The organism is Anoxybacillus sp. PDR2 (assembly GCF_009834045.1).
GTDB classification, from domain to species: domain Bacteria; phylum Bacillota; class Bacilli; order Bacillales; family Anoxybacillaceae; genus Anoxybacteroides; species Anoxybacteroides rupiense.
Genome location: NZ_CP047158.1, coordinates 3,146,341 through 3,172,500, shown reverse-complemented (window position 1 = coordinate 3,172,500; position 26,160 = coordinate 3,146,341). Strand labels below are relative to the sequence as shown.

Genomic DNA, 26,160 nt, shown 5'->3' with positions numbered 1-26,160 from the left:
ACGAAAGTCGGGCTTAGTGATCCGGTGGTTCCGCATGGAAGGGCCATCGCTCAACGGATAAAAGCTACCCCGGGGATAACAGGCTTATCTCCCCCAAGAGTCCACATCGACGGGGAGGTTTGGCACCTCGATGTCGGCTCATCGCATCCTGGGGCTGTAGTCGGTCCCAAGGGTTGGGCTGTTCGCCCATTAAAGCGGTACGCGAGCTGGGTTCAGAACGTCGTGAGACAGTTCGGTCCCTATCCGTCGCGGGCGCAGGAAATTTGAGAGGAGCTGTCCTTAGTACGAGAGGACCGGGATGGACGCACCGCTGGTGTACCAGTTGTCCTGCCAAGGGCACTGCTGGGTAGCTATGTGCGGAAGGGATAAGCGCTGAAAGCATCTAAGCGTGAAGCCCCCCTCAAGATGAGATTTCCCATTGCATAAGCAAGTAAGATCCCTCGAAGATGACGAGGTAGATAGGTCCGAGGTGGAAGCGTGGCGACACGTGTAGCTGACGGATACTAATCGATCGAGGACTTAACCAATACGAAAAGGGGAGCAAGACATCAAGAAAAGCACCGCCTATCCTTTCTTCTCTGATCTGTTATCTAGTTTTGAAAGAACAAAAAGTTCTTGACATGGGCGAAATGCTCGTTATAATAATACTTGTCTGTTTGAAATAATAAGCCTAGTGATGATGGCGGAGAGGTCACACCCGTTCCCATCCCGAACACGGAAGTTAAGCTCTCCAGCGCCGATGGTAGTTGGGGCTAACGCCCCTGCAAGAGTAGGACGTTGCTAGGCTTTATATTAAACATATTCCGCAATAGCTCAGCGACGAGCATTTCCTCTCTGAGCAAACAGCGAGTTGCCTCGACGCATTGTGCTTCTTCGAATGTCTTGAAGAGGAAGAGGCAGTAGAAAAATACGAATAATGATTCGTTAGTTTTTGTGTTTATCCACTATTCCGCAATAGCTCAGCGGTAGAGCAACCGGCTGTTAACCGGTAGGTCGTAGGTTCGAATCCTACTTGCGGAGCCATTTTGGAGAGCTGTCCGAGTGGTCGAAGGAGCACGATTGGAAATCGTGTAGACGTTAACAGCGTCTCAAGGGTTCGAATCCCTTGCTCTCCGCCACTATTTCATGTAATGGCCCGTTGGTCAAGTGGTTAAGACACCGCCCTTTCACGGCGGTAACACGGGTTCGAATCCCGTACGGGTCACTTTTAGGAGGATTAGCTCAGCTGGGAGAGCACTTGCCTTACAAGCAAGGGGTCGGCGGTTCGATCCCGTCATCCTCCACCATACATAATATTGATTGAAAAAAATATAATTTTGTCATCGCGGGGTGGAGCAGCCTGGTAGCTCGTCGGGCTCATAACCCGAAGGTCGCAGGTTCAAATCCTGCCCCCGCAACCAAATAAAACGGTTGGTCCCGTAGTGTAGTGGTTAACATGCCTGCCTGTCACGCAGGAGATCGCGGGTTCGAGTCCCGTCGGGACCGCCATAAAATATGTATGGCTCGGTAGCTCAGTCGGTAGAGCAAAGGACTGAAAATCCTTGTGTCGGCGGTTCGATTCCGTCCCGAGCCACCATTTATTTTATCCAACGCATCTTATGAATGCCGGCTTAGCTCAATTGGTAGAGACGAGCGGAGCATCGGTGAAATGACTGCGAGTTGCCTCGACGCATTGGACATCTTGAAATGTCTTGAAGAGGAAGAGGCACAGAACATGTGCTTTTATGGTTAGTTCTATAGATAAAGCCGGCTTAGCTCAATTGGTAGAGCAACTGACTTGTAATCAGTAGGTTGCGGGTTCAAGTCCTGCAGCCGGCATCGATTTATTAAAGTAATGGCGGCTATGGCGAAGTGGTTAACGCACCAGATTGTGGCTCTGGCATTCGTGGGTTCGATTCCCACTAGTCGCCCCATACATATTATCCCAAGACATTTGTGATAAAAGATTTGATAATTGCGCGGATGTAGTTTAATGGTAAAACCTCAGCCACGAGCGATACATCATTGAATAGGCGACGAGTTGCCTCGACGCACAAAGCATCTTAGAATGAACTGGTAGAGGAAGAGGCATGGTATATCGGGATACTAGAAATTTGTAATAAAAAATTTGATAATTATGCGGGTGTAGTTTAGTGGTAAAACCTCAGCCTTCCAAGCTGATGTCGTGGGTTCGATTCCCATCACCCGCTTGTATACGGGCCTATAGCTCAGCTGGTTAGAGCGCACGCCTGATAAGCGTGAGGTCGGTGGTTCAAGTCCACTTAGGCCCATCTTTCTTTTTGTAAAGCGTTTCTTTGCATAAAGTTTGGTGACATGTGTTGCCCATCTATAGGTGTTCTGTGAATTTCTTCTATAACATTGGTCAGTTAGCTTTTGTTTTCATCTACTATTCCGCAATCGCTCAGCGACGAGCATTTCTCCTCTGAGCAAACAGCGAGTTGCCTCGACGCATTGTGCTTCTTCGAATGTCTTGAAGAGGAAGAGGCAGTAGAAAAATACGAATAATGATTCGTTAGTTTTTGTGTTTATCCACTATTCCGCAATAGCTCAGCGGTAGAGCAACCGGCTGTTAACCGGTAGGTCGTAGGTTCGAATCCTACTTGCGGAGCCATTGGAGAAGTACCCAAGTGGCTGAAGGGGACGGTTTGCTAAACCGTTAGGTCGCGTTTTTGCGGCGCGCGGGTTCAAATCCCGCCTTCTCCGCCACTGCTGAATGCAAGGCCCGTTGGTCAAGTGGTTAAGACACCGCCCTTTCACGGCGGTAACACGGGTTCGAATCCCGTACGGGTCATAAGTAAAAAGCACTGTGCTAAAGCATAGTGTTTTTTACTTTATATAAAATCATTTAAAGATAAAACGAGTGTCATCTTCAAAACACACGGGAGAAGAGATGATGCTCGATCACCGACCGTGGAAAAACGGTATAACTCTATTATGTTAACATAATAAGTTACATCATACGCCTCAAAAATATTCGTTCCTCCAATTATTTAGAAAGAAAAATTTATAAAAAAACTTGATCTATATAATATTGTGCATTTCTGTTTTTGATTATTCCGAATTTTTAACTTGACAAAATGTCAAATGTAAATGAATAATAAATACAAAGAAAGGCCGACCATAAAAACAGAAAGGTCGGCATAATTTTTCTACTCATGTTCATATTCCCTAAACTCAAAATGATTCGTTAGGGCTACTCGGCTTTTTTGGTGCTTTGTTTTTTTGGCGAAGAAATTTTTCTCCGTACTCTCCATGATCATGAAAGTAAGCATGTTCAATTTGAATCGTGGAATGTTTAATTCTATATTTCCTTTCCAGCATTTCATTAATGGCTAAAATAACACAGAATGGCTGAATGTGTTCATTGATAAATACGTGAGCAGTTAAGGAATAATGGTCGGAAGAAATCGCCCAAATGTGCATGTCATGTACATCTTCTACCCCTTTAATACCGCTAATGTCAGAGCGTATTTGCTCAAGATCAAACTGCGATGGAACAGAATCCATAAGAATAAAGTACGATTCGCGGATGATTTTTGCTCCTCCTGTAAAAATAATTCCTCCTATAATCATACTAATCAATGGATCTATTAAGGCAAATTCCGTGAAATAGATGATAATAGCTGAAGCGATAACTCCGATTGAACTCAAAAGATCGCCGATAAAATGCCATAAAGCGCTTTTCACATTTAAATTTTCCTCTTCTTTTGTGCTTCTGCTAAGGACGATTGTTAAGATAAGATTAACGATCAGCCCAATTGTAGCAATTGTAAGCATCAGCTGAAAATGAACAGGCTCAGGATGAATGAACCGTCGAATTCCTTCGATAAAGATGCCAATAGCGATCATTGCAAGTGCCAATCCGTTTAAAAAGGAAGCAATAATCTCAAATCGCAAATATCCAAACGTAAATGTTTTATTGGGCTGCCGCGATGCGAGATACAGAGCAACCATACTCAAAATGAGCGCCAGCACATCTGAGGCCATATGAGCTGAATCAGAAAGAAGTGCAAGCGAATTAGATAAAACTCCGCCAATGACTTCAACAAGGGCAAAAAACAGCGTTAGGGAAAGGGTAATCCATAATGTTCGTTTTGATTTGTTTTGTTCTTTGACATGAGGCAGGTGATGATAGTCAGAGTAACTCATAATACACCTCTTTTTTAGAATAATTATCATTAGATATTTATTATAAATTATATGCCGTAAACAAGCAATTTGCAAATCATAGCTTTGTACCATTTTTGAAAGCTTCTTATTTTAATCTTTTGTTCATAATATAGCCGCTTGTTCTCCGAGAGTGGCAAATGCCTTATTGTGTCCATCCTATAAGAGAAAGGGCATATAGCTGGAAATTGCGCGAGATAAGGGAATGTTTATCAGTCAATCATAATAAATATAGCTTGAAGATTGAGCAAAGCGACTCTAGAAAAGAATATGACGAATGTGTGCACAGAGGTTTGTAGCCTATCTTTCATCACATAAACGCGTGGCAAAGCAACAAATTGTTCGCGAATCTAATGGTTTAGCCTGAAAAATAATATTGTTTGGACATCCAATGATTGAACAAGCAAAAGCAGGGGAAAAAGAGAATCCCTTCATCCTCTTTTTGTATGAAATTTCCTGGTGAGAATTGTCACAAAATATAAACACATTTTATCAAGGAATTTATAAATCAATGTCGAATCTAAATAAATACTAATGGATAAGCCAATAAGTGAAGCAGTGTATGGCGTTGGACAATGGAAAAAAGAAGATGTTGGTTCAGAAGAAAAAACAAACTGCTTCATCTTTCATTTAACATGGAGCAATTAGGATCGTAATGAAATATTGGCAAAATAAAAAAATTATAGTGAAAGGATGAGATGCTCGTTGATAGCAACAAATCCCACAGATTTTGAGGTTCATTTGTTTCATGAAGGAAGCTTATATAAAAGCTATAAAATGTTTGGCGCTCATATCGTAAGAAATGAAGGGGTGGTTGGAACAAGATTTAGTGTATGGGCTCCTCATGCGCGTGCTGTGCGACTTGTAGGGAGCTTTAACAACTGGAACGGGAAAGATCACCCACTTACCAAAATAAACGATCAAGGCGTATGGACCATATTTATCCCTGAAAATTTAGAGGGACACTTATATAAATATGAAATTTTTACGGAAAATGAGCAAGTACTCCTTAAAGCGGATCCATATGCATTTTATTCCGAACTCCGTCCTCGTACGGCCTCTATTGTATATTCATTAGATGGATATCATTGGAATGATAAAGCGTGGCAGCGAAAGAAACGCCGCAAACCAGCTTACGATCAACCGTTATTCATTTATGAAGTTCATTTAGGTTCGTGGAAAAAGAAGGAAGATGGAAGCTTTTACTCCTATCAAGAGCTAGCAGAAGAACTAATCCCTTATGTAGTGCAAAATGGGTTTACTCACATTGAACTGCTTCCCTTAATTGAGCATCCGCTCGATCGCTCATGGGGATATCAAGGAACAGGATATTATTCCGCTACAAGCCGCTATGGAACTCCACATGATTTCATGTTTTTTATTGATCAGTGCCATCAAGCTGGAATAGGAGTGATTTTAGACTGGGTCCCTGGTCATTTTTGTAAAGATGCACATGGCCTATACATGTTTGATGGAGCCCCAACATATGAATATGTCAATATACAGGATCGTGAGAATCCGGTGTGGGGAACAGCCAATTTTGATCTAGGGAAGCCTGAGGTTCGAAGCTTTCTCATCTCGAATGCATTATTTTGGATGGAGTATTTCCATATTGACGGCTTTCGCGTTGATGCAGTAGCTAATATGCTTTATTGGCCCAACAGTCATGTCCTTCATAAAAACCCCTACGCCGTGGAATTTTTGCAGAAACTAAATGAAGCTGTCTTTTCCTATGATCCTTCATTGTTAATGATTGCTGAAGATTCTACAGATTGGCCGAAGGTGACTGCGCCGACTTATGAAGGAGGCTTAGGGTTTAATTATAAATGGAATATGGGCTGGATGAACGACATTCTGACCTATATGGAGGCGGCTCCCGAACATCGTAAATATCTGCATCATAAAGTTACTTTTTCTTTGCTATACGCATACTCAGAAAATTTTATTTTGCCATTTTCACATGATGAGGTAGTGCACGGAAAAAAATCATTATTAAATAAAATGCCTGGCGAATATGAGCAGAAATTTGCGCAACTGCGATTATTATATGGGTATTTAGCTACTCATCCAGGAAAAAAATTATTGTTTATGGGAGGGGAATTCGGTCAATTTGATGAATGGAAGGATTTGGATCAACTTGATTGGATGTTATTTGATTTTGAGATGCATAGAAAAATGAGTGTGTATGTGAAAGACTTAATAAAGTTTTACAAACGTCATAAGCCTCTTTATGAGCTGGATCATTCGCCAGAAGGGTTCGAATGGATTGATGTGCATAACGCTGAACAGAGCATCTTTTCGTTTGTTCGAAAAAGCAATAAAGAGAATGATATATTAGTTGTCGTTTGTAACTTTACTGGAACGGCATACCATGATTACAAGGTAGGCGTTCCGCTGCTTGCCACGTATAAGGAAGCTTTTAACAGCGACGCTTCCCTATATGGAGGATGTGGTTATATTAATAAAAAACCGATGACTGCTCTCGAAGAGCCGTTTCATGGAAAACCATACCACATCGAAATGACTATCCCACCTTTTGGAATTTCTGTGTTGCGCCCAATGAAAAAACGAGGGGAGAGAAGTGTAGATGGTGAAGAAAAGATGCGTCGCCATGTTGTTGGCCGGCGGACAAGGTAGTCGATTAAATTCATTGACCAAACAGCTAGCCAAACCAGCCGTTCCGTTTGGAGGAAAATATCGAATCATTGATTTTACGCTAAGCAACTGCTCCAATTCCGGTATTGATACGGTAGGAATATTGACTCAATATCAGCCGCTTCTTCTACACTCATATATTGGTATTGGCAGCGCTTGGGATTTAGATCGAAGAAATGGAGGAGTGACCGTTTTACCCCCGTATTCTGAATCATCTGGGGTAAAATGGTATGAAGGAACAGCGCACGCCATTTATCAAAACATGAACTATATTGAGCAGTATGATCCGGAATATGTGTTGATTCTTTCAGGTGACCACATTTATAAGATGAATTACGCCAAAATGCTGGATTATCATATCGCCAAAAATGCGGATGTGACGATTTCTGTTATTGAAGTGCCTTGGGCCGAAGCGAGCCGATTTGGTATCATGAACACAGACAAAGAAATGCGGATTGTAGAGTTTGAAGAAAAACCGTCTGCCCCAAAAAACAACCTCGCTTCTATGGGAATTTATATTTTTAATTGGAGTGTTTTAAAGGAATACTTGCAAATCGACAATGAAAATCCGAGTTCAAGTCATGACTTTGGCAAAGATGTGATTCCGCTATTATTGAAAGAAAAGAAACGGCTTATGGCTTATCCATTTAAAGGATATTGGAAGGATGTCGGAACAGTGAAAAGCCTGTGGGAGGCAAATATGGATTTATTAGATCCAGAATGTGAATTAAATTTGTTTGATCAATCATGGAAGATCTATTCCGTTAATCCAAATCAACCTCCTCAGTATATCTCTCCAGATGCAATAGTGATTAACTCGCTGGTGAATGAAGGATGCATTATTGAGGGAACCATTGACCATTCCGTTGTTTTTCAGGGAGTTTATGTTCAAAAGGGAGCGATTGTGAGAGACTGTGTCATTATGCCGGATGTAGTGATTGGTGAAAATGCCTATATTGAAAGAGCCATTGTACCGTCAGAGCTTGAGATCCCGCCGGGAATAGTCATTCGCCCGTCTGCATTTGATGATGAGATTTTTCTTGTTACACAAGAATGGTTGCAGGCACAGAGCTCAGAAATCGTTGAGAAAGGATGAACAGCGATGAATAAAACGATGTTAGGGGTAATAGATGACACAAGGTATATGGAGTCGCTATATGAGCTGACGCTGCATCGTTCCATTGCAGCAATTCCATTTGCAGGAAGATACCGCTTAATAGATTTTGTCCTATCAAACATGGTGAACTCAGGTATGCAAAGCATCGCTATTTTCCCAAAGTATCACTATCGATCATTGATGGATCATTTAGGTTCAGGGAAAAATTGGGATTTGAGTCGAAAACGAGATGGGCTCTTTTTCTTTCCTTCCTCAGATTTAAATATTCCGGCGCATCATTTAGGGGCTTTCCAACATTTTGAACAGCATATTGACTACTTTTTACGCAGCAAACAAAAGTATGCGCTCATTTGCAATAGCTATACCGTTTGCAATATTGACTATGAGGCTGTGTTAAAGCGTCATATCGATAATCAGTGCGATATTACAGAAATACGTCATCAAGGCCGTTCGCTTGGAATGTTCGTGCTAGAAACCTCTCTCCTTCTGGATTTAATTGCGAACCGAATTCATACAGGCTACAATAGCATCATCGATGTTGTCCACGATCATCTTCATCAATTGAAAATATGTGATTATGAGCATTATGGATATGTGGCTGTCATTGACTCTATCGAAAGCTATTTTCGTCATAGCTTAGAGCTGCTTAATCCAACCATTTGGAATCAGCTATTTGTTAAATCGCGTCCTATTTATACAAAAGTGAAGGATGCGCCGCCTACTAAATATACAGAAAATGCTGTTGTCAAAAATTCAATAGTGGCTAATGGATGCATGATCGAAGGACATGTTGAAAACAGCATTATTTTTCGAGCAGTAAAAATAGAAAAGGGGACGGTTGTTAAAAACAGTATTATTATGCAGAAAAGCCATATTGGTGAACAATGCGAGCTGAATTCTGTTATTGTGGATAAAGATGTGAAGGTTGAAAATGGCGTTAAGATCGTAGGTTCGGAGCAGCATCCATTTGTTGTTCGTAAAGGAACTGTACAAGGAGAGTTGATGAATCAGTGAAAATTTTGTTTGTTGTGTCAGAATGCGTACCCTTTGTGAAGTCGGGCGGTTTGGCAGATGTAGCTGGCGCGTTGCCGAAAGAACTCAAACGATTAGGCACAGATATCCGTGTGATGCTTCCTAAATATGGAATGATTTCGGAAGAATTTAAAAAGCAAATGAAAAAGGTCGCGGAGCTGGTTGTTCGAGTCGGCTGGCGCCGTCAATATTGCGGAGTTGAAATGCTGGAATACGAAGGAGTTGTCTATTATTTTATCGACAACGAATACTATTTTAAACGTGATAGTTTATATGGCCATTATGACGACGGAGAACGATTTTCCTATTTCTGTCGAGCTGTTTTAGATGCACTTCCCGCTATTTCCTTCCAGCCGCAAATTATTCATTGCCATGATTGGCACACAGGGATGATTCCATTTTTATTACGGGAAGAGTATAAAAACAATTCGTTTTATGGAAATATCCGCACGGTATTTACGATTCATAATTTACAGTTTCAAGGGATTTTCCCTCGCAGCATTTTAGAGGATTTGCTTAATTTGAGCAGTGAGCGCTATTTTACGATTGATTATTTAGAGTTTTATGGGAACGTCAGCTTTATGAAAGCAGCTCTTGTGTCTGCAGATATGATTACGACTGTTAGTCCCACCTACAAAGAAGAAATTCAAACGGAATATTACGGAGAAAAGCTCGATGGGCTTCTGAGAGCTCGCCGACGCGATCTTTTCGGCATATTAAACGGAATTGATGATGAAATATACAATCCAAAAAAAGACCAGCACATTGCGATTCCATATGATCAGTTCACGATTGCGCGCAAAGAAATTAATAAGCAAGCGCTCAGGCAAAAATTCGGTTTGCGCAGCGAAGAAGATACGCCGATTATCGCCATGGTGACCCGTCTAACGAAGCAAAAAGGACTTGATTTAGTGAAATGTGTATTTCATGAAATCATTGCGGAAAATGTCCAGTTTATTGTTCTGGGAACGGGAGATCGGGAGTTCGAACATTTCTTTCATGAAATGGCGATGACATATCCTCATCAAGTAAAAGTATATATTGGATTTAACGAAGAGCTGGCTCATCAAATCTATGCAGGCACCGATTTATTTTTAATGCCATCCCAGTTTGAGCCGTGCGGCTTGGCGCAATTAATTGCATTGCGATATGGCGCGATTCCAATTGTGCGAGAAACAGGCGGATTAAACGATACTGTCCAATCGTTTAATGAGTTTACGGGTGAAGGCAATGGATTTAGTTTTAAAAATTTTAATGCGCATGATATGCTGTATACCATTCGTCGAGCGCTTGAATTTTATAAGCAAAAAGAAATATGGGAAAAGCTTGTGAAAGAAGCGATGAGCCGAGATTACAGCTGGGCGCAGTCGGCGTTTAAGTATAATCAGCTTTATGACGAATTAATGGCTGGGAGTGGAAGTCATGTTCTCTAACAAAGAAGAGTTTAAAATGGTTTTTTTAAGAAGACTTGAGATGATGTATGGAAAGCGGTTTGAGGAATCGACCGTGCGCGATCAATATCATACGTTAGGGAATATGGTTCGCGAATATATAAGCCAGGATTGGATTCGGACAAATGAGCGGAGTCGCGCGAAAAGCAGCAAGCAGGTGTATTATCTATCCATTGAATTTCTGCTTGGCCGTCTTTTGGGAAGTAACTTATTAAATCTTGGAATCCGTGATGTAGTCGAAGAAGGATTAAAAGAGCTGGGCATTGATTTAGAAGAAATTGAGGAAAGCGAGGCGGATGCGGGACTAGGAAATGGCGGTCTTGGCCGCCTTGCCGCTTGTTTTTTGGATTCTCTTGCTTCGTTAAATTTGCCCGGACATGGCTGTGGAATACGATATAAGCATGGGCTGTTTGATCAAAAAATTGTCGATGGCTATCAAGTGGAGCTTCCAGAGCAATGGTTGAGGCATGGGAATGTTTGGGAGGTAAGAAAGGAAGATTTAGCAATTGAAGTGAACTTCTGGGGAAGAGTAGAGGTATCAAATGAAGGAGGAAGGCTGGTATTCCGTCATACAGATAGCGAAAAAGTAACAGCTGTTCCCTACGATATGCCTGTGATTGGCTATGGAACCAAAACGGTTAATACTCTTCGCCTTTGGAGCGCCGAACCTTCTAAAACCTTTCCTAAACATAAAAGTATCATGCAGTATAAGCGGGAAACGGAAGCTATTTCAGAATTTCTATATCCAGATGATACGCACGATGAGGGGAAAATTTTACGTCTTAAACAGCAATATTTTCTTGTAGCGGCGAGTGTCGGAAGCATTGTTCGCGCTCATCGTCGTCAGTACGGGAATTTATCTAACTTGCATAAGCATGTAGCCATTCATGTGAATGATACGCATCCAGTTTTAGCGATTCCAGAGTTAATGAGGGTGTTGTTGGACGAAGAAGGAATGAGCTGGGAAGATGCATGGGAGATTACGACGAACACAGTGTCTTATACGAATCACACAACATTATCAGAAGCGTTAGAGAAATGGCCCATTCATATTTTTCAGCCATTGCTTCCACGCATTTACATGATTGTCGAAGAAATTAATGAGCGCTTTTGTCGTGGTTTATGGAATAAATATCCAGGTGAATGGAAACGAATTGAGGATATGGCGATTATTGCTCATGGACTTGTTAAAATGGCCCACTTAGCAGTGGTCGGAAGTTATCGTGTAAACGGAGTGGCAAAGCTTCATTCGGAAATCTTAAAAAAACGTGAAATGAAGCAATTTTATGAAGTATTTCCGCAAAAATTTAATAATAAAACCAATGGCATTACGCATCGCCGCTGGTTGCTAAAAGCAAATCCGCAGCTTGCTTCGTTAATTACGGAAGCGATTGGAGCACGGTGGATTCAGCGGCCGGAAACGCTGCTCGATTTAACGTCCTATGCATCAGACCGCTCTTTTCAAAGAGCATTGGCTAAAGTAAAGCAGCAGCGAAAGGCGATTTTAGCTAAACGCATTTACGAGCAAACTGGCATCGCCGTTGACGAGTCTTCGATTTTTGATGTGCAGGTTAAACGGCTTCATGCTTATAAACGCCAGCTTTTGAACGTTTTGCACATTATGTACCTTTACAATCGATTGAAAGAGGATTCGAGCTTTTCGATTTATCCTCGTACCTTTATTTTCGGGGCAAAGGCTTCGCCAGGCTATTATTATGCGAAGCGAATTATTAAGCTGATTAATTCTCTTGCGGAAAAAGTAAATCATGATCCCCAAACAAATGAACAGCTGAAAGTGATTTTTTTAGAGAACTATCGCGTATCTTTAGCAGAGGATATTTTTCCAGCAGCCGATATTAGCGAGCAGATTTCCACAGCTAGCAAGGAAGCTTCGGGAACAGGGAATATGAAATTTATGATGAACGGTGCCATTACCATTGGCACGATGGATGGAGCCAATATTGAAATTTTTGAGGAAGTAGGCAAGGAGAATATTTTCATCTTCGGATTAACGGCTGAGGAAGTTTTGAATTATTATCAGAATGGTGGTTATCGTTCTCATGAATATTATCACCATGATCGAAGAATCAAGCAAGTCGTTGATCAGTTAGTCAATGGATTTTTTCCAGACGCGCACGATCATTTTGAACCGATTTACGATTCGCTTTTAATGCAAAATGATGAATATTTTGTGCTGCGCGATTTTGCTGATTATGCCGAAACGCAAGAAAAAATCTCCGAAGTGTACCAGTATAGGGAAAAATGGATGGAAATGAGCGCGATCAATATTGCTCATTCGGGCCATTTCTCAAGCGACCGAACCATTCAAGAATATGCAAATGAAATATGGGACATTCATCCTCTTATCTAATGAACAAGAAGAACACAGAGCCATCTGTGTTCTCTAGGTTGTCGACAACGTCCATCTTGATTATGTCTACAATCATTTGACGCATCATCCGTTCAACTACATCAGTCGGGATTGAAAATAAACGCTTGGTAAACAAGGAATAGAGCCAGTGACGCAGGATGAAGTATGGAGGGCACAGAACCATCTGTGCCCTCTTTTATACATAAGAGATTAATCGTCTCCATTGAGCAAATCTCCAATGCCTCCAAGAATGCTTCCCTCGCCTACAGATCGGCCACCTGAGCTTGGAGCGGAAGCGATAATGCGATCAGCGAGACGGCTGAACGGCAGCGATTGCACCCAAACGGTTCCCGGACCGCTTAACGTAGCAAAAAATAACCCCTCTCCGCCGAAAAAGGCTGTTTTGATTTTGCCGACATACTCGATATCGTAGTTCACTTCTTTTGTCATAGCGACTAAGCAGCCAGTATCGATTCGCAGTTTTTCCCCAGGCTGAAGCTCACGCTTGTAAATGGTTCCCCCAGCATGCAAAAAGGCAAGTCCATCTCCTTCCAGCTTTTGCATGATAAACCCTTCACCGCCAAAGAAGCCGGTACCGAGCTTTCGCTGAAAGTCGATGCCGACGGAGACTCCTTTAGCAGCGCAAAGGAACGAATCCTTTTGACAAATGATTTTACCGCCTAGCTCGCTTAAATCAACAGGGATAATCTTTCCGGGATAAGGAGCGGCAAAGGCGACGCGTCTTTTATCTGTTCCGTTATTCGTAAAGACGGTCATGAACAAACTTTCTCCGGTCAAGAGCCGTTTTCCGGCACCAACAAGCTTGCTAAGAAATCCTTTGCCGGTGCTTGCTCCATCACCAAAAATCGTTTCCATTTCAATTCCATCTTCCATCATCATCATGCCGCCTGCCTCAGCAATAACACTTTCTTGTGGATCTAATTCGATTTCTACGAACTGCATGTCATCTCCATGCAGGGTGTAGTCAATGTCGTGTGCATTCATTTTTTTCACCTCTAAATGACTTTTTATGATGAATCTATTCTTTATACGGAAGGAAATCCCTTTTAGTTTCACTAACAAACCAATGTTTTTTCCATCAATATAACTTAAAAATCGAACCAATCCTTGACGAAATGTTGCTAGTCGGAGGCGAGCGGGCGGCTTGCCTTCGTTAGGGGGAGGCGTTGCAAAATCCCACATGTTAAGGTGTTTTTTATATCGGTTAGGAAGTTTGAAAATGCTACTTTTCTGTTTTGCTTTAGGATGATGGAGAGCTGAGTGTGCGAATAAAAAGGCCAGTGCTGCTTATAACAGGATGCAGATCCATGGCCTTTTTCATCTTAAGATCTTTTTGGTTTAGTTTCGTCTAGCGTATAAGGCTCCTTTTCATATGCTGGTAAATCGCCGATATTTGACATGATCTGTTCTTCATCTAATACACGTTCAAAGCTTTGATGTTTCTGCGTAGGGTAAACGGCCATCTGCTGACCATATAAATCAACAGCAGCAAAGTTTTCGAAATCCTCGACATATCCTACGTTTTCTGTTGCTTCTGCGTATGCTTCGTTATAATGGTCCACATCCTGCCAAAGATCGGATGGTGTATCGGATGTTCCGTATTGTGCTACATCTTGCCAGGCATCTTCGGCATCATACGCTACAACATCGCGATGATCAAAATCAAATTTTCCAAATGGGGGCATCAGCACGCCTTCTTCAAGAGGACGCTGGTGTGAAACGGATTGATCTGCACTATGCTCCTTGCAAAATGTAGTCGTTGGCAATGCCTCCAGACGTTCATATGGAATCGGCTTTCCGCATGTTTCACAAATGCCATAGGTTCCGTCATCGATAGCCGCCAACGCATGATGAATGTCAGCTAATTCTCTTTCAGCATGCTCATTAAGTGCCAAATCTTTTTCTCGCTCATACAATTCTGTTGCCTCATCAGCTGGATGATTGTCGTAGCTTGCTAACTCGCCGACTGAATCGTGGGCATGGCTTCTTTCCAAGCCGAAATGATCATTATGATGAAGGCGATTCTCTAGCTCTTGTTTTGCCTTTAGAAGCTGTGCCTGTAAGGCAGATATTTGTTGATTGGTTAACATTAGGAAATACCCCTTCCTCAAAATTCGCTTTTATGATGTAGTATGAACGAAAAATAAAAAAAAACACGGTTAGGCAACCGTGTTATAGCCAGTGACCGATGAGCAGCCCAATCGCCAACAAAAAGCCAAACTGTGTATTGGCTTGTGCCGTCGCTTTCATCGCAGGCATCATTTCAATCGGTTTGGTTTTTCCAATGAATCCTTTTGTAGCTGCCACAGCTTTCGGCACGCTTAGGAAAACAAGCAGCGTCCAAGGAGAAACGACATGTAAAGCTATTAATCCAATCATCCAAGCGAAGGAGACGATAAACATCCCTCCTAATAGACGGATCGCGTTGGTTCTGCCGATTAAAATTGCAAGGGTTTTCCGTCCGTGCTGCTGATCCCCGTCAAGGTCGCGAATATTGTTAGCAAGCAAAATGGCCCCAACTAAAATGGCAATTGGAATAGAAACAACAATTGGAACGAATGTAATGGTTCCTGTTTGAATGAAAAAGGAAATTAAAATGATGATAAGTCCCATAAAAAATCCTGCCGCAAGCTCTCCGAATGGAGTATAAGCAATCGGAATCGGTCCGCCTGTGTAAAAATATCCTGCTGCTACACAAATTGTGCCGACGACAGCAATCCACCAGCTGCTGTTCATACAAATATATACACCAATTAGAATAGAGATTGCGATGAAGGAAAACGCTAACAACAATACGGTTTTAGGTGCAATTCCTTCCCGAACAATGGCTCCGCCAATACCAACAGACTCGGAGGAATCTAAGCCGCGCTTGTAATCATAATACTCATTAAACATATTGGTCGCTGCTTGAATTAATAATGAAGCAATAAGCATAGCCAAAAATAATGTAAGATGAACAGCTGTTTCCCGAAAAGCTAAAGCAGTTCCAATCGAAACAGGCACGAAAGCAGCCGTCAAAGTATGGGGACGTGTCAGGTTCCACCATACACGCCAGCTTCGATTGTATTTCAACGAAGGTGTTGGTTGATGTTTAGGTAATGGTGATTGCATAAATCATACCCCTCATATTAGGATAAAATCAAAGCATAGCTCAAAAAATATTCAAAATAAGTGTAGGTAAACCCTTCACAGGTGTCAACCCCTTAGGAATAGATAAATTATTTCCTGTTATATATAATGGGAAGTGATAATAACTTTTCAGGAATCTAGTTTCATCAAAAAGTTTAGTAATAACAAGAAAGCGGGATGGCAGTGGCGACTTTATATCAGCATCAAATTCGAAAAAAACTAGAGATGATAACAAAATCCGCGTGTCAGCCGTTTGTAAGCTGGAGCGGAATCGTACCGTCTATTGCCCCAGTTTATTTGTTTAAGCTGGGAGAAACGAGCTCGTTTTCTGAGCGTTTTTATTGGTCTGATCGTTCAAACGAGGTTGTTTACGCTGGGATAGGCTGTACATATGTCATCGATGAGGAGGGAGATGGCCCGCGTTTTTCCATCATTGAAGAAAAATGGCACGATTTTTTAAATATGACAGAAGTGCATGGTGAGGAAGAGAAAGCAACCCCTGTTTTATTTGGAGGCTTTTCATTTGATCCTTTAAAAAAGAAAACAGATAAATGGACGCATTTTTCAAATGCAAAATTTATTGTTCCGACGGTTCTATTATCTCTAAAAAAAGACTGTGCAATGATTACGATTACGGTTCCTTCAAAAAATAACCAGAGCATGCTTGAAGAAATTGATCGCCTGCTTGGGTTGTTATATACCAAATCATTCCATCAAACTCCCTCTCTTCCGCGTTGTGTGACATACGAAGAGATCCGAACGGATGAATGGATCCATGCTGTGCGGCAAATCATTGACGGAATACAACAAGGAAGTTTTGATAAAGTGGTGTTAGCGCGAGAGGTACGCCTTCAATTTGATGGACAGCTCACGCCAAGCGCCGTGCTGGAGCACTTGTGTGAGCAGCAGCCGTTTAGCTATCTGTTTGCATTTGAACAAGCCGGCAGCTGTTTTATCGGTGCTTCCCCTGAACAGCTTGTAAAAAAAGAAGAACATACATTTTATTCAACGTGTTTAGCTGGCTCGATTCGTCGCGGACGTACAAGCAGTGAGGATGAATCCCTTGGCCAAGTGCTTTTACAGGATGAAAAAAATTTACACGAACATCGGTTCGTTGTCGAAATGATTAGACAAGCGATGCAGGATGTGTGTGAGGATGTCAAAATTTCCCCGGAACCACAGCTGCTAAAAATGAGAGATATTCAACACTTATATACTCCTGTGATCGGTAAAAGCGACAGCCGTGTTTCCTTGCTTTCGGTTGTGGAACGGCTTCATCCGACCCCTGCCCTTGGAGGAGCTCCAAAAGAGAAGGCGCTTGAAATGATTCGAGAAGCTGAGCCGCTAGACCGAGGATGGTATGCTGCTCCCATTGGTTGGATGAATGCAATGGGAGATGGAGAGTTTGCCGTTGCCATTCGCTCCGGTTTGTTGCAAGGAAATGAAGCTTTCCTTTTTGCGGGATGCGGTGTTGTGGGCGATTCAGAGCCGTTCAGCGAATATGAAGAAACAAACGTGAAATTGAAACCAATGTTATCCGCATTAGGAGTGAAGCAAGATGAGCGATGATTTAACACTGTATGTCTCTGCGTTTGTAGATGAGCTGGCCAAGACCGGGATAGAAGATGTGGTCGTAAGTCCGGGATCGCGCTCTACCCCTTTTGCCATGGTGATGGCAGAGCATCCAAAAATGCGCGTACATATGAATATTGATGAGCGCTCTGCCGCTTTTTTTGCATTGGGGATGGCAAAAGCCAAACGAAAACCTGTCGCTCTTCTTTGTACATCGGGAACGGCTGCGGCAAACTATGTACCTGCTGTAGTAGAGGCCTATTATTCAAGGGTTCCTCTCGTCGTTCTTACAGCTGATCGTCCTCATGAACTCCGCGATGTCGGAGCGCCGCAGGCAATCGATCAAATTCATTTGTATGGAAAGCATGCCAAATGGTTTGTCGATATGGCGCTTCCAGAAAGCTCAAATGAAATGCTGCGCTATGCTCGAATGATGGCAGCGAGAGCGGCAGCCGTGGCGATGAGTGCGCCGCGAGGTCCTGTCCACTTAAATTTTCCGCTCCGTGAACCGCTTGTGCCAGCTGTTACAGATCAAACATGGGAGCAAATTAACGAAAAGGAAGCATCTTATATTCAAATTGCTATCGGTAAAAAAACACTAGATGATGCGCAGTTTCATCAATTATATAAGCAGCTTTCATGTATTGAAAAAGGCCTTATTGTTTGCGGAAATATGGATGAGCCGGAATTTGCGGAAGCGGTCACTGAACTTGCCGAAGCGCTACAATACCCGATTTTGGCTGATCCACTTTCTCAGTTGCGCAGTGGAACTCATACGAAAGACTATATTATTGAAAGCTATGATGCTATTTTTAAAGACGCAGCAATAGCGGAAGCGCTGCTTCCAGACATTGTTATTCGATTTGGTGCCATGCCGATTTCAAAACCGCTTTTACTTATGCTAAAGCGGCATCCGTCCATTACCCAAATTGTGGTGGACGGGGAAGGCGGATGGCGTGAGCCAACTTTTACTGCTTCGCAAATGATTTATTGTGACGAAATTGAATTTTGCCGACGCTTAGCGGAACTTGGGTCCGCTGATCGCCGTGTGCCAAACGAATGGATGCAACTATGGCAGGACATCAATAAGCTGGCTAAAGAAGAGCTTTTGGAAGCAGGAAAAGAAGAAGAAATGTTTGAAGGAAAAGTATTTATCGAGCTGACGGAGCTTTTACCAGAGAAGTCTACGCTATTTGTCGGCAACAGCATGCCGGTTCGCGATGCCGACACGTTTTTTATGACGAACGATAAGCAAATCCGCTTAATGGCGAATCGTGGCGCCAATGGCATTGATGGGGTTGTTTCAAGCGCTTTAGGAGCTAGCCTTGAAGCCGATCCGCTTGTGCTTGTGATTGGCGATCTTTCCTTTTATCATGATTTAAATGGCTTGCTAGCAGCGAAGCTTTATCAGCTGCATGCGACCATTATTGTTATTAATAATAATGGAGGCGGCATTTTTTCATTTTTGCCGCAAGCAAGGCAAGAAAAGCATTTTGAAGCATTGTTTGGCACTCCGACCGATTTGCGGTTTGAGCATATTATCCGCATGTATGATGGCTATTATCAAAAGGTGGATACATGGGACGAGTTCCGTTATTACGTAAAGCATTCTATCCAATCTCAAGGGCTGCATGTCATCGAGCTGTGTACATCGAGGAAAGAAAATGTAACCAAACATCAATGGCTTTGGAAAAATGTAACAGAGAGAATAACAGAGTTTCTTCAAAAAAGGGGAAGATTATGAAAAAACGGATTCGCGGTGTTTCCTATCATGTAGAAGTTTATGGGGAAGGTCCGCCGCTTTTATTGCTACACGGCTTTACAGGGAGTACAGAAACATGGTATCCGCTTATTCCGTATTGGAAAAATTGGCAGCTCGTTATGGTTGATATTATAGGACATGGTTTAACAGAGTGTCCGGATGAACTCGACCGCTATCATATCGAAAGCGTAGCGGCTGATTTGCATGAATTGTTGCAGCAGCTGGAAATTCATCGTGCTCACGTTCTTGGCTATTCGATGGGGGGAAGGCTCGCGCTTACTTTTGCCATTCGTTATCCGCACCGAGTAGAAACATTGTTGCTAGAAAGCAGCTCGCCTGGACTAAAGACCGAAGAGGAACGCCAATTGCGCATTCAGAACGATGAGGCGCTGGCGATGGAAATTGAGCAATATGGAGTGCAAGCATTTATTGACAAATGGGAGCAACAGCCGCTTTTTGCTACGCAAAGACAGCTGCCTGAGACGGCCAGAAGGCGAATTCGTACAGAACGATTAAGGCATCAAGCCAAAGGGCTAGCGAATAGCTTGCGCGGCATGGGAACAGGAAGACAGCCCTCTTGGTGGGAACACTTGTCGCAAATAAAAGCCCCAACACTGCTTCTTTGCGGGGAACTTGATCAGAAATTTTGCCAAATAGCGTCAAAGATGGTTGAACTGCTGCCCAATTCGTACATGTCGAAAATTTCCGATGCGGGACATGCAATTCATGTGGAACAACCAGAAATTTTTGCTAAAATAATAAATGAGTTTATTGAAAGAGGAGGATGCGTGAATGGCGATTGAATGGGTAGCTGAGCGCAAGTACGAAGATATTCTATACGAAACGTACAATGGCATTGCTAAAATCACGATCAACCGTCCAGAAGTACATAATGCCTTTCGTCCAAAGACGGTTCAAGAGTTAATTGATGCGTTTTCATACGCTCGTGATGATGCCAATATCGGTGTCATTATTTTAACGGGTGCAGGCGGAAAAGCGTTTTGCTCTGGCGGGGACCAAAAAGTGAGAGGCCATGGTGGCTATGTAGGCGAGGATCAAATCCCACGCTTGAACGTATTGGATTTACAGCGTCTGATTCGCGTGATCCCTAAACCGGTCATCGCAATGGTAGCCGGTTATGCGATCGGCGGTGGACATGTATTGCATGTTGTTTGCGATTTAACGATTGCAGCAGATAACGCTATTTTTGGACAAACAGGTCCGAAGGTAGGAAGCTTTGACGGAGGCTATGGAGCCGGTTATTTAGCTCGTATCGTTGGCCACAAAAAGGCTCGTGAAATTTGGTACTTATGCCGCCAATATAACGCTCAAGAAGCATTAGAAATGGGACTTGTCAACAAAGTGGTTCCGTTGGAGCAACTAGAGGAAGAGACGGTAAAATGGGCGGAAGAAATTTTAGAAAAAAGCCCAACAGCGATTCGTTTCCTAAAAGCGGCATTCAATGCTGACTCTGATGGCTTAGCAGGCATTCAGCAGCTTGCTGGCGATGCTACATTACTTTACTATACGACAGAAGAGGCAAAAGAAGGAAGAGATGCGTTCAAAGAAAAACGCAAACCGGATTTCAAACAGTTCCCGCGTTTTCCATAATGCAAAAACGTAGCAGCTTGAATGTGATGGATCAAGCTGTAGAACGGTAGACAAAGTCCATTTAGACTTTGTCTACCGTTATTTTAAGGGTCTTTTCATTTAGACTGTCTTGAAAACGCTGGATGGACAGGGAACGCAGCAAACGAAGATGAGCGAATCAAACCGAGATGCTCATGAGCGGATGAGTGATGCGATTAACTTAGGATGAAAACGTTCGTTAACAGTCTGAAGCTGCTTCTTTGTATCAAGCAAAGGAGGGGACTTTATGTATACATCAACACCAAACTGGCTTATGCAGCGTGCGTTTTTGACTCCAGAACGCATTGCTGTTTACGAGGGAAGTGAGCAAAAAACATTTGCTGAGCTTCATACAGCAGCGGTAAGAACGGCGGGAAGGCTAGCTTATCTTGGCGTCCAACGCGGTGATATTGTCGCTATATTGATGAAAAATAGCACGGCGATGGTGGAAATCATTCATGGACTTCATTATATTGGAGCCGTTGTATTGTTGCAAAATATAAGATTAACAGCCTCAGAATTGAATTGGCAAATTGAAGATAGCGGAGCGAAATGGTGGATTGTCGATGAACAATGGCGCGATGATGCCAACAGCAGCTCAGTTCCTGTTGTAACGGCAACAGAGCTTGCTTCATTGCCAGAGCAAGAGGTGCCGCTTCAGCAAGAATATGATTTTCACGAAGTAGCAACAATTATGTATACATCGGGCACAACAGGAAAGCCAAAGGGAGTATTACAAACTTATGGAAATCATTGGTGGAGCGCGATTGGCTCAGCTTTAAATTTAGGCTTATTGGAAAGGGATTGTTGGCTTGCCGCTGTTCCGTTCTTTCATATAAGTGGGTTGTCGATCTTGATGAGAAGTGTGATTTATGGAATGAGCGTTTATGTGATGCAGCACTTTGATGCGAAAAAAGCAAATGAGATCATTCTAGGAGAAAAAGCCACGATTATGTCTGTTGTCAGCACCATGCTACAGCAAATGATTTCCGAATTGGGAAGCTTGACATATCCCCATACATTCCGGTGTATGCTGCTTGGGGGAGGACCCGCGCCAAAGCCGCTGCTGGAAGCGTGCCGCGATAAAGGAATTCCTGTGTATCAAACTTATGGAATGACAGAAACGGCATCACAAATTGTTACATTAGCGCCAGAGTATAGTTTTTCTAAGCTAGGGTCAGCAGGAAAACCGCTTTTTCCCGCTCAGCTTCGCGTCGAAACGGATGGGCGAACAGCTAGGCCGTATGAACCTGGAGAAATTGTTGTGAAGGGGCCAAATGTAGCGAAAGGATATTTGCATCGGCCAGAAGCAACTAAAAAAGCGTTACGGAATGGCTGGTTTTATACAGGGGATATGGGCTATATAGATGAAGAAGGGTTTCTTTATGTTCTTGATCGCCGATCCGATTTGATTATTTCTGGCGGTGAAAATATTTATCCGGCAGAGATTGAAGCGATACTGCTTTCGCATGAAGCGGTCGAAGAAGCGGGAGTGACGGGAGTGGAAGATGAGCGCTGGGGACAGGTGCCTTATGCTTTTGTTAAACTGAGAAATGGCGTATCGGTTACACCGCCACAGCTTTTAGAATTTTGTCGGGAGCGCTTGGCAAAGTACAAGGTGCCAAAACGTATATATATAGTAGATGAGCTGCCGCGCAATGCGGCCAAAAAGCTGTTGCGGCGCCAATTAATTCATTTAATTCCAAAACACGAACAATAAAAAAAGAGGTAATCCGTCTATATAAACGGATGAACCTCTTTTTATTTTTATGGCTTAACTATTCATATAAAGGAATTGATACAAATTGAAACGATAGACAACTGCTGGCCTATTTCGTTTTCTTCTGCACAGCCTGTGTCCCGCTTTTTCTATGACATAACAGGGACAATTCCAAATCATAGTAAAATGCGGATAAAGATAAGCTCTTTTATAGCTCGTCGTTTGGTACGAACGTTTTACAGTCCGTCTCGCCAGAGTTAGAAGCTTCTGTTCCGGTGTGACTGACTACATAAATGGCTTCTGCACTGCAGCGATTTCCTTCTGCCCAGTAATGACAGTTTTTCACTTCACAAAGCACATCTTTTGCCATCGTGATTCCCTCCATAAGTTTAGTAAATTTAATACATTTTTATTTTTGACTGATTAAAAAAAAGATATAACGGAAATAATAAGAAATTTTATATCTATTGACATAGAGAATCATTCTCAATTAGAATGAAAATAAAGTTGAAAGCAATGGAGGGAAAGAAAATATGTCATCGTTGCTTGTAGTAGGTGCTGATCATCTCGGAAATATTACCGATAAATTGATAAATTCAGGATTTAAGGAAATTATTCATCTGGATGGCCGCAAAGTGAATATGGTTAAGCGGGATATTCCTGAACATATCGATCTTGTTCTGGTGATGACCGACTATGTTAATCATAATTTAGCCAAAGTAATTAAGCAAAAAGCGAAAAACCAAGAAAAACCGATTTATTTTGTAAAGCGTTCATGGAGTTCTATTCATCTTGTGCTGCAAAAAGCGAAAGTAACGAAACAAGCGAATTGAGAGGTGGAGGGATACATAAATGAGTGCCGTCAAGCTATGTATGCCTCAAAATTGGCGCCAGCTAGTAGGTGAAGCGATGAAAAAAATCATTACAGAATATTATCAGGCTCCTTCTTCGTCGCGATCCGCTTCACTTGTATTAAAGCTTGTAGAAAAACATTGGCGCCACGTAGATCAAGAAGTGTTTCATTCCAATATCCATTATTATACAGTACTAGCGAAAACGACGGACTATTTACTTCGTTTTTTAGATCCGACGATTGACTGGTTTCTTTTATTTGAGAGAATTGAATATGGGACGAAACATGTCGATGTTGATATTGCATACAAACAAGATGAAATGTGCATCATCCGCAAATTTATCCTCCAAGAGGATGAAGCGTTTTATTCTTATTATATGAATAGGATAGCAGCGGCATTTGAGAGCGAAAGAAGAGAGAGCTCTAAAACAGTAGCAGTAGAATTTTGTTCGCTTCTTACTGGACAACGCCAAATACAGGCTGTCGTTGCGCAAAATCGTTTAAAACAGTTGAAAACAAAATAAATTAAGATAAAATAAACATAGATGATAATGAAAATCGTTTTAAAGTTACTGGGGGATGTAGCTATGGGAAAAAAACCGTGGAAGGTTATGACGACAACGGCCGTGATTTCATCACTCTTGCTGGCTTCAGCGTGTTCACCAACCAATGAAGCGAGCGAGAAAAAACAGAAAGGTGAGACATCAGCCAATATTTCTGTGCCGGTGACCGATTATTCTTTTGATACAGCCGGCAACATGTTTGCGTATTCAGAATTTGAGTTGTCAGGGGAGCCTTTGGCCGAGGGGCTTGGACTTGATTTGGATGTATTGGATGCGCGTAAAATGGATAAACCGACAAAATTTGATTATATTGCAGGGATTGAATCGTACGAATACTCAGAAGAAGCAATGTACGAGGTCACGGAGAAGTCGGGACTTGGGCTGCATTTGATTTATGGTCCAATGACAGAGCAGCAGGCGCAAAAAGCGCAGAAGTCAAACGATGAGGTGTTGGCAGAGCGATTTTACCAATTGGCTGACAGTGTAGGGTATGCGCATGAAGAAATTTTCCGCAATATGTTTCCGACAATGATTGAATATGCAGGCGGTGATCCGCATTATGCCCAAAAAGTCGATACAGACGTGTATGCGGAAAATAATGACAAAACCTATGTTCCGGTTTATCAAGTCGATTTTCAATCGCTTCGTTGGGATCGGAGCAAAATGGAGAAACGATTAACTCCTTCTGCCTATGGCGGCACATTTTTAAAACAGGCATTATGGGCTGGAGATTTTTTAGGTGGCTTACATACCGTTGATAAAGATGAAGAGATTGAAGCGAAAACCAAAAATGACGATCAAGATCCTAACATTGCGCTTGGAGTAAGCTCCGCAGATGGCATGCAAGGCATGATTTTAACTGAAGAAATTTGGAACAAGCTTAATTTTGTCCGCGATCATTTATTTTACAGTGCGAAACAGCAAGGGCTAACAAAAGCAGCAGGAAGCCAATATAATCCTCAAAGCGGCTGGGTATATTTGCCTCATGAAATTGAGGTGATAGAAGATGGGAATGAATTGGCGCCAAAGGTAAAACAGCTCATTGTGAAGGATAAAAGAAGCTTGTTGCAAGATCAATGGCTGATGCTTTGGCCTGCATCAGAATTCTATGGTGTGACAGATCAGCGGCCGGATAATAAAAATCAAAATCCTGCTTTTCTAGCTGTATTTGACGGATCGCCATATCCAAGTGCGCCGAAAGAAAATCTCGATCAAAATCCAACGAATGATGTTGTTTCGAATGATCCATATTCAGTGAATCGCGATGTGGTATTGCAGGTGTTTAAAAATATTGATGCCATGCACTTTAATCAAGAAGTAGGCGCTTTTGTTGAAGAGAATAACGGAAGTGCACAAGGAAAACGAGTAGATACGTTCCAGGCAGGCTATACGATGGAAGCGCTGCGCATTTTTGAACGCGCGATTGATGGATTGCCTGTGGGTTACGCAAGCGGAGAAGATGCCCAAGGCCTTGGCACTCCTGAAGGAAAACGTGCACTTGAACTGATCAAAAAACAAGCTGATTTTATCATGAATGAATTAATAAGGGAAGATGGCCTTGTAGCAAATGGCTGGATCATTGGTCAAGGTCCTGAAACAGACGAACCTACTCTTCTTGCCCAACTCGGTGCGATTCGCGGTCTCACAGCGGCATTTTTAGCGACGAAAGACGAGCAATACCGGGAGGCAGCACGTAAAATTTATGAAGCGATGGACAAGCATTTTTGGGATCAAAAACTCCGTGTTTATAAGACGGGAAAAAATGAAATGAAATATACTCCATTTGTAGCTGGAGCGTTATCAGGTGTGCTGCGCATTGCCCTTAACAATCTCAATAACACGGACTCCGATCAGCCTGTCAAAGTACTGGAAAGAGAGACCATCATTTCGCGCTATGTTGATTTTTATGATCGGATTATTGATGGTCCAAGCATCAAGGAAGGAATGCAGGCCAGTGAATTTTGGGATACCGGAGATGTGTATATAAAAGGCGACAAATCAGGCAATACAGATGGGGACAATGTGCCACAAGTGCAAGCAGGACACGGAAAATATGGAATTGCGCCAATTTTATTGAATGTGGAAGTAAAACCAAAAAAAGAATAAATAATGGATAAA

At 42.4% G+C, this 26,160-nt stretch carries 18 protein-coding genes, 14 tRNA genes and 2 rRNA genes (1 of these 34 only partly in view); 29 read left to right on the top strand and 5 right to left on the bottom strand.

What is annotated here, in order from left to right:
* The 16 genes from GRQ40_RS15280 to GRQ40_RS15205 form a co-directional block, all read left to right on the top strand.
* A 23S ribosomal RNA gene (locus GRQ40_RS15280) occupies positions 1-527 on the top strand (it extends 2,402 nt beyond the left edge of the window).
* 142 nt (positions 528-669) lie between these two features.
* A 5S ribosomal RNA gene (rrf, locus tag GRQ40_RS15275) occupies positions 670-786 on the top strand.
* A 162-nt stretch (positions 787-948) separates the two neighbouring features.
* Positions 949-1,023, top strand: a tRNA-Asn gene (locus GRQ40_RS15270).
* A gap of 4 nt (positions 1,024-1,027) precedes the next feature.
* Positions 1,028-1,118, top strand: a tRNA-Ser gene (locus tag GRQ40_RS15265).
* A 14-nt stretch (positions 1,119-1,132) separates the two neighbouring features.
* A tRNA-Glu gene (locus GRQ40_RS15260) sits at positions 1,133-1,204 on the top strand.
* Between the two features lie 6 nt (positions 1,205-1,210).
* A tRNA-Val gene (locus tag GRQ40_RS15255) sits at positions 1,211-1,286 on the top strand.
* A gap of 37 nt (positions 1,287-1,323) precedes the next feature.
* A tRNA-Met gene (locus GRQ40_RS15250) sits at positions 1,324-1,400 on the top strand.
* Between the two features lie 12 nt (positions 1,401-1,412).
* Positions 1,413-1,488 (top strand) — tRNA-Asp (locus GRQ40_RS15245).
* 12 nt (positions 1,489-1,500) lie between these two features.
* A tRNA-Phe gene (locus tag GRQ40_RS15240) sits at positions 1,501-1,576 on the top strand.
* 169 nt (positions 1,577-1,745) lie between these two features.
* Positions 1,746-1,818, top strand: a tRNA-Thr gene (locus GRQ40_RS15235).
* Between the two features lie 19 nt (positions 1,819-1,837).
* Positions 1,838-1,913 (top strand) — tRNA-His (locus tag GRQ40_RS15230).
* 205 nt (positions 1,914-2,118) lie between these two features.
* Positions 2,119-2,189: transfer RNA gene (locus GRQ40_RS15225), tRNA-Gly, on the top strand.
* A gap of 7 nt (positions 2,190-2,196) precedes the next feature.
* Positions 2,197-2,270, top strand: a tRNA-Ile gene (locus tag GRQ40_RS15220).
* A gap of 266 nt (positions 2,271-2,536) precedes the next feature.
* Positions 2,537-2,611 (top strand) — tRNA-Asn (locus GRQ40_RS15215).
* Positions 2,612-2,613: 2 nt separating this feature from the next.
* Positions 2,614-2,706, top strand: a tRNA-Ser gene (locus GRQ40_RS15210).
* Positions 2,707-2,719: 13 nt separating this feature from the next.
* Positions 2,720-2,791 (top strand) — tRNA-Glu (locus GRQ40_RS15205).
* A gap of 383 nt (positions 2,792-3,174) precedes the next feature.
* On the opposite strand, the gene GRQ40_RS15200 is transcribed toward GRQ40_RS15205, so the two are convergent.
* Positions 3,175-4,149 (bottom strand): cation diffusion facilitator family transporter, encoded by a 975-nt coding sequence (locus GRQ40_RS15200; protein WP_066149970.1) that lies wholly within the window; start codon positions 4,147-4,149, stop codon positions 3,175-3,177.
* Between the two features lie 711 nt (positions 4,150-4,860).
* Here GRQ40_RS15200 and glgB point away from each other — a divergent pair.
* The 5 genes from glgB to GRQ40_RS15175 are packed head-to-tail and all read left to right on the top strand — an operon-like array spanning position 4,861 to position 12,793.
* A complete protein-coding gene (glgB, locus tag GRQ40_RS15195) occupies positions 4,861-6,804 on the top strand; it encodes a 1,4-alpha-glucan branching enzyme (protein ID WP_159720298.1) in 1,944 nt (647 codons plus the stop codon).
* Positions 6,755-7,918, top strand: coding sequence for a glucose-1-phosphate adenylyltransferase (locus tag GRQ40_RS15190; RefSeq protein WP_159720297.1), 1,164 nt, complete (start codon positions 6,755-6,757; stop codon positions 7,916-7,918). The genes glgB and GRQ40_RS15190 overlap by 50 nt, the downstream gene beginning before the upstream one ends.
* Before the next feature lie 6 nt (positions 7,919-7,924).
* Entirely contained in the window at positions 7,925-8,953 is a 1,029-nt protein-coding gene (locus GRQ40_RS15185) for a GlgC family sugar phosphate nucleotidyltransferase (protein ID WP_044745831.1), read from the top strand.
* Positions 8,950-10,404: a glycogen synthase GlgA gene (gene glgA, locus GRQ40_RS15180; protein ID WP_159720296.1), complete on the top strand. Its 1,455-nt coding sequence runs from the start codon at positions 8,950-8,952 to the stop codon at positions 10,402-10,404. Before GRQ40_RS15185 ends, glgA begins: the two co-directional genes overlap by 4 nt.
* The gene (locus GRQ40_RS15175) at positions 10,394-12,793 is read left to right on the top strand and encodes a glycogen/starch/alpha-glucan phosphorylase (RefSeq protein ID WP_159720295.1); all 2,400 of its coding nucleotides are present in this window, start codon (positions 10,394-10,396) and stop codon (positions 12,791-12,793) included. The genes glgA and GRQ40_RS15175 overlap by 11 nt, the downstream gene beginning before the upstream one ends.
* A gap of 210 nt (positions 12,794-13,003) precedes the next feature.
* Here the strand turns inward: GRQ40_RS15175 and GRQ40_RS15170 are convergent, their stop codons facing one another.
* The 3 genes from GRQ40_RS15170 to GRQ40_RS15160 form a co-directional block, all read right to left on the bottom strand.
* Entirely contained in the window at positions 13,004-13,798 is a 795-nt protein-coding gene (locus GRQ40_RS15170; RefSeq protein WP_159720294.1) for a TIGR00266 family protein, read from the bottom strand.
* 338 nt (positions 13,799-14,136) lie between these two features.
* Complete coding sequence (locus GRQ40_RS15165) at positions 14,137-14,904, bottom strand: yteA family sporulation protein (RefSeq protein WP_044745836.1); 768 nt, start codon at positions 14,902-14,904, stop codon at positions 14,137-14,139.
* Between the two features lie 82 nt (positions 14,905-14,986).
* Positions 14,987-15,925, bottom strand: a complete 939-nt coding sequence (locus tag GRQ40_RS15160) for a 1,4-dihydroxy-2-naphthoate polyprenyltransferase (protein WP_044745837.1) — start codon at positions 15,923-15,925, stop codon at positions 14,987-14,989.
* Between the two features lie 201 nt (positions 15,926-16,126).
* Between GRQ40_RS15160 and GRQ40_RS15155 the strand changes: the two genes are divergently transcribed.
* The 5 genes from GRQ40_RS15155 to GRQ40_RS15135 all read left to right on the top strand — a co-directional run bounded on the left by GRQ40_RS15155 (position 16,127) and on the right by GRQ40_RS15135 (position 22,626).
* Positions 16,127-17,512, top strand: a complete 1,386-nt coding sequence (locus tag GRQ40_RS15155; RefSeq protein WP_159720293.1) for an isochorismate synthase — start codon at positions 16,127-16,129, stop codon at positions 17,510-17,512.
* Entirely contained in the window at positions 17,502-19,259 is a 1,758-nt protein-coding gene (gene menD / locus GRQ40_RS15150) for a 2-succinyl-5-enolpyruvyl-6-hydroxy-3-cyclohexene-1-carboxylic-acid synthase (RefSeq protein ID WP_159720292.1), read from the top strand. The genes GRQ40_RS15155 and menD overlap by 11 nt, the downstream gene beginning before the upstream one ends.
* Positions 19,256-20,080 (top strand): 2-succinyl-6-hydroxy-2,4-cyclohexadiene-1-carboxylate synthase, encoded by an 825-nt coding sequence (menH, locus tag GRQ40_RS15145; RefSeq protein WP_066149999.1) that lies wholly within the window; start codon positions 19,256-19,258, stop codon positions 20,078-20,080. The genes menD and menH overlap by 4 nt, the downstream gene beginning before the upstream one ends.
* Positions 20,070-20,888, top strand: a complete 819-nt coding sequence (gene menB, locus GRQ40_RS15140) for a 1,4-dihydroxy-2-naphthoyl-CoA synthase (protein WP_044745840.1) — start codon at positions 20,070-20,072, stop codon at positions 20,886-20,888. Before menH ends, menB begins: the two co-directional genes overlap by 11 nt.
* A 265-nt stretch (positions 20,889-21,153) precedes the next feature.
* A complete protein-coding gene (locus tag GRQ40_RS15135) occupies positions 21,154-22,626 on the top strand; it encodes an o-succinylbenzoate--CoA ligase (RefSeq protein WP_066150002.1) in 1,473 nt (490 codons plus the stop codon).
* A 208-nt stretch (positions 22,627-22,834) separates the two neighbouring features.
* Here GRQ40_RS15135 and GRQ40_RS15130 read toward each other — a convergent pair whose 3' ends face one another.
* A complete protein-coding gene (locus GRQ40_RS15130) occupies positions 22,835-22,996 on the bottom strand; it encodes a DUF1540 domain-containing protein (protein WP_080862021.1) in 162 nt (53 codons plus the stop codon).
* Between the two features lie 163 nt (positions 22,997-23,159).
* Between GRQ40_RS15130 and GRQ40_RS15125 the strand changes: the two genes are divergently transcribed.
* From GRQ40_RS15125 to GRQ40_RS15115, 3 genes are all read left to right on the top strand, one after another.
* Positions 23,160-23,459 carry a DUF2325 domain-containing protein gene (locus GRQ40_RS15125; protein WP_044745842.1) on the top strand — a complete coding sequence of 100 codons (300 nt, stop codon included), beginning with the start codon at positions 23,160-23,162 and terminating at the stop codon, positions 23,457-23,459.
* Positions 23,460-23,478: 19 nt separating this feature from the next.
* Entirely contained in the window at positions 23,479-24,003 is a 525-nt protein-coding gene (locus GRQ40_RS15120) for a hypothetical protein (protein WP_066150005.1), read from the top strand.
* A gap of 63 nt (positions 24,004-24,066) precedes the next feature.
* Entirely contained in the window at positions 24,067-26,148 is a 2,082-nt protein-coding gene (locus GRQ40_RS15115) for a hypothetical protein (protein ID WP_066150008.1), read from the top strand.
* Positions 26,149-26,160: the final 12 nt, after the last annotated feature.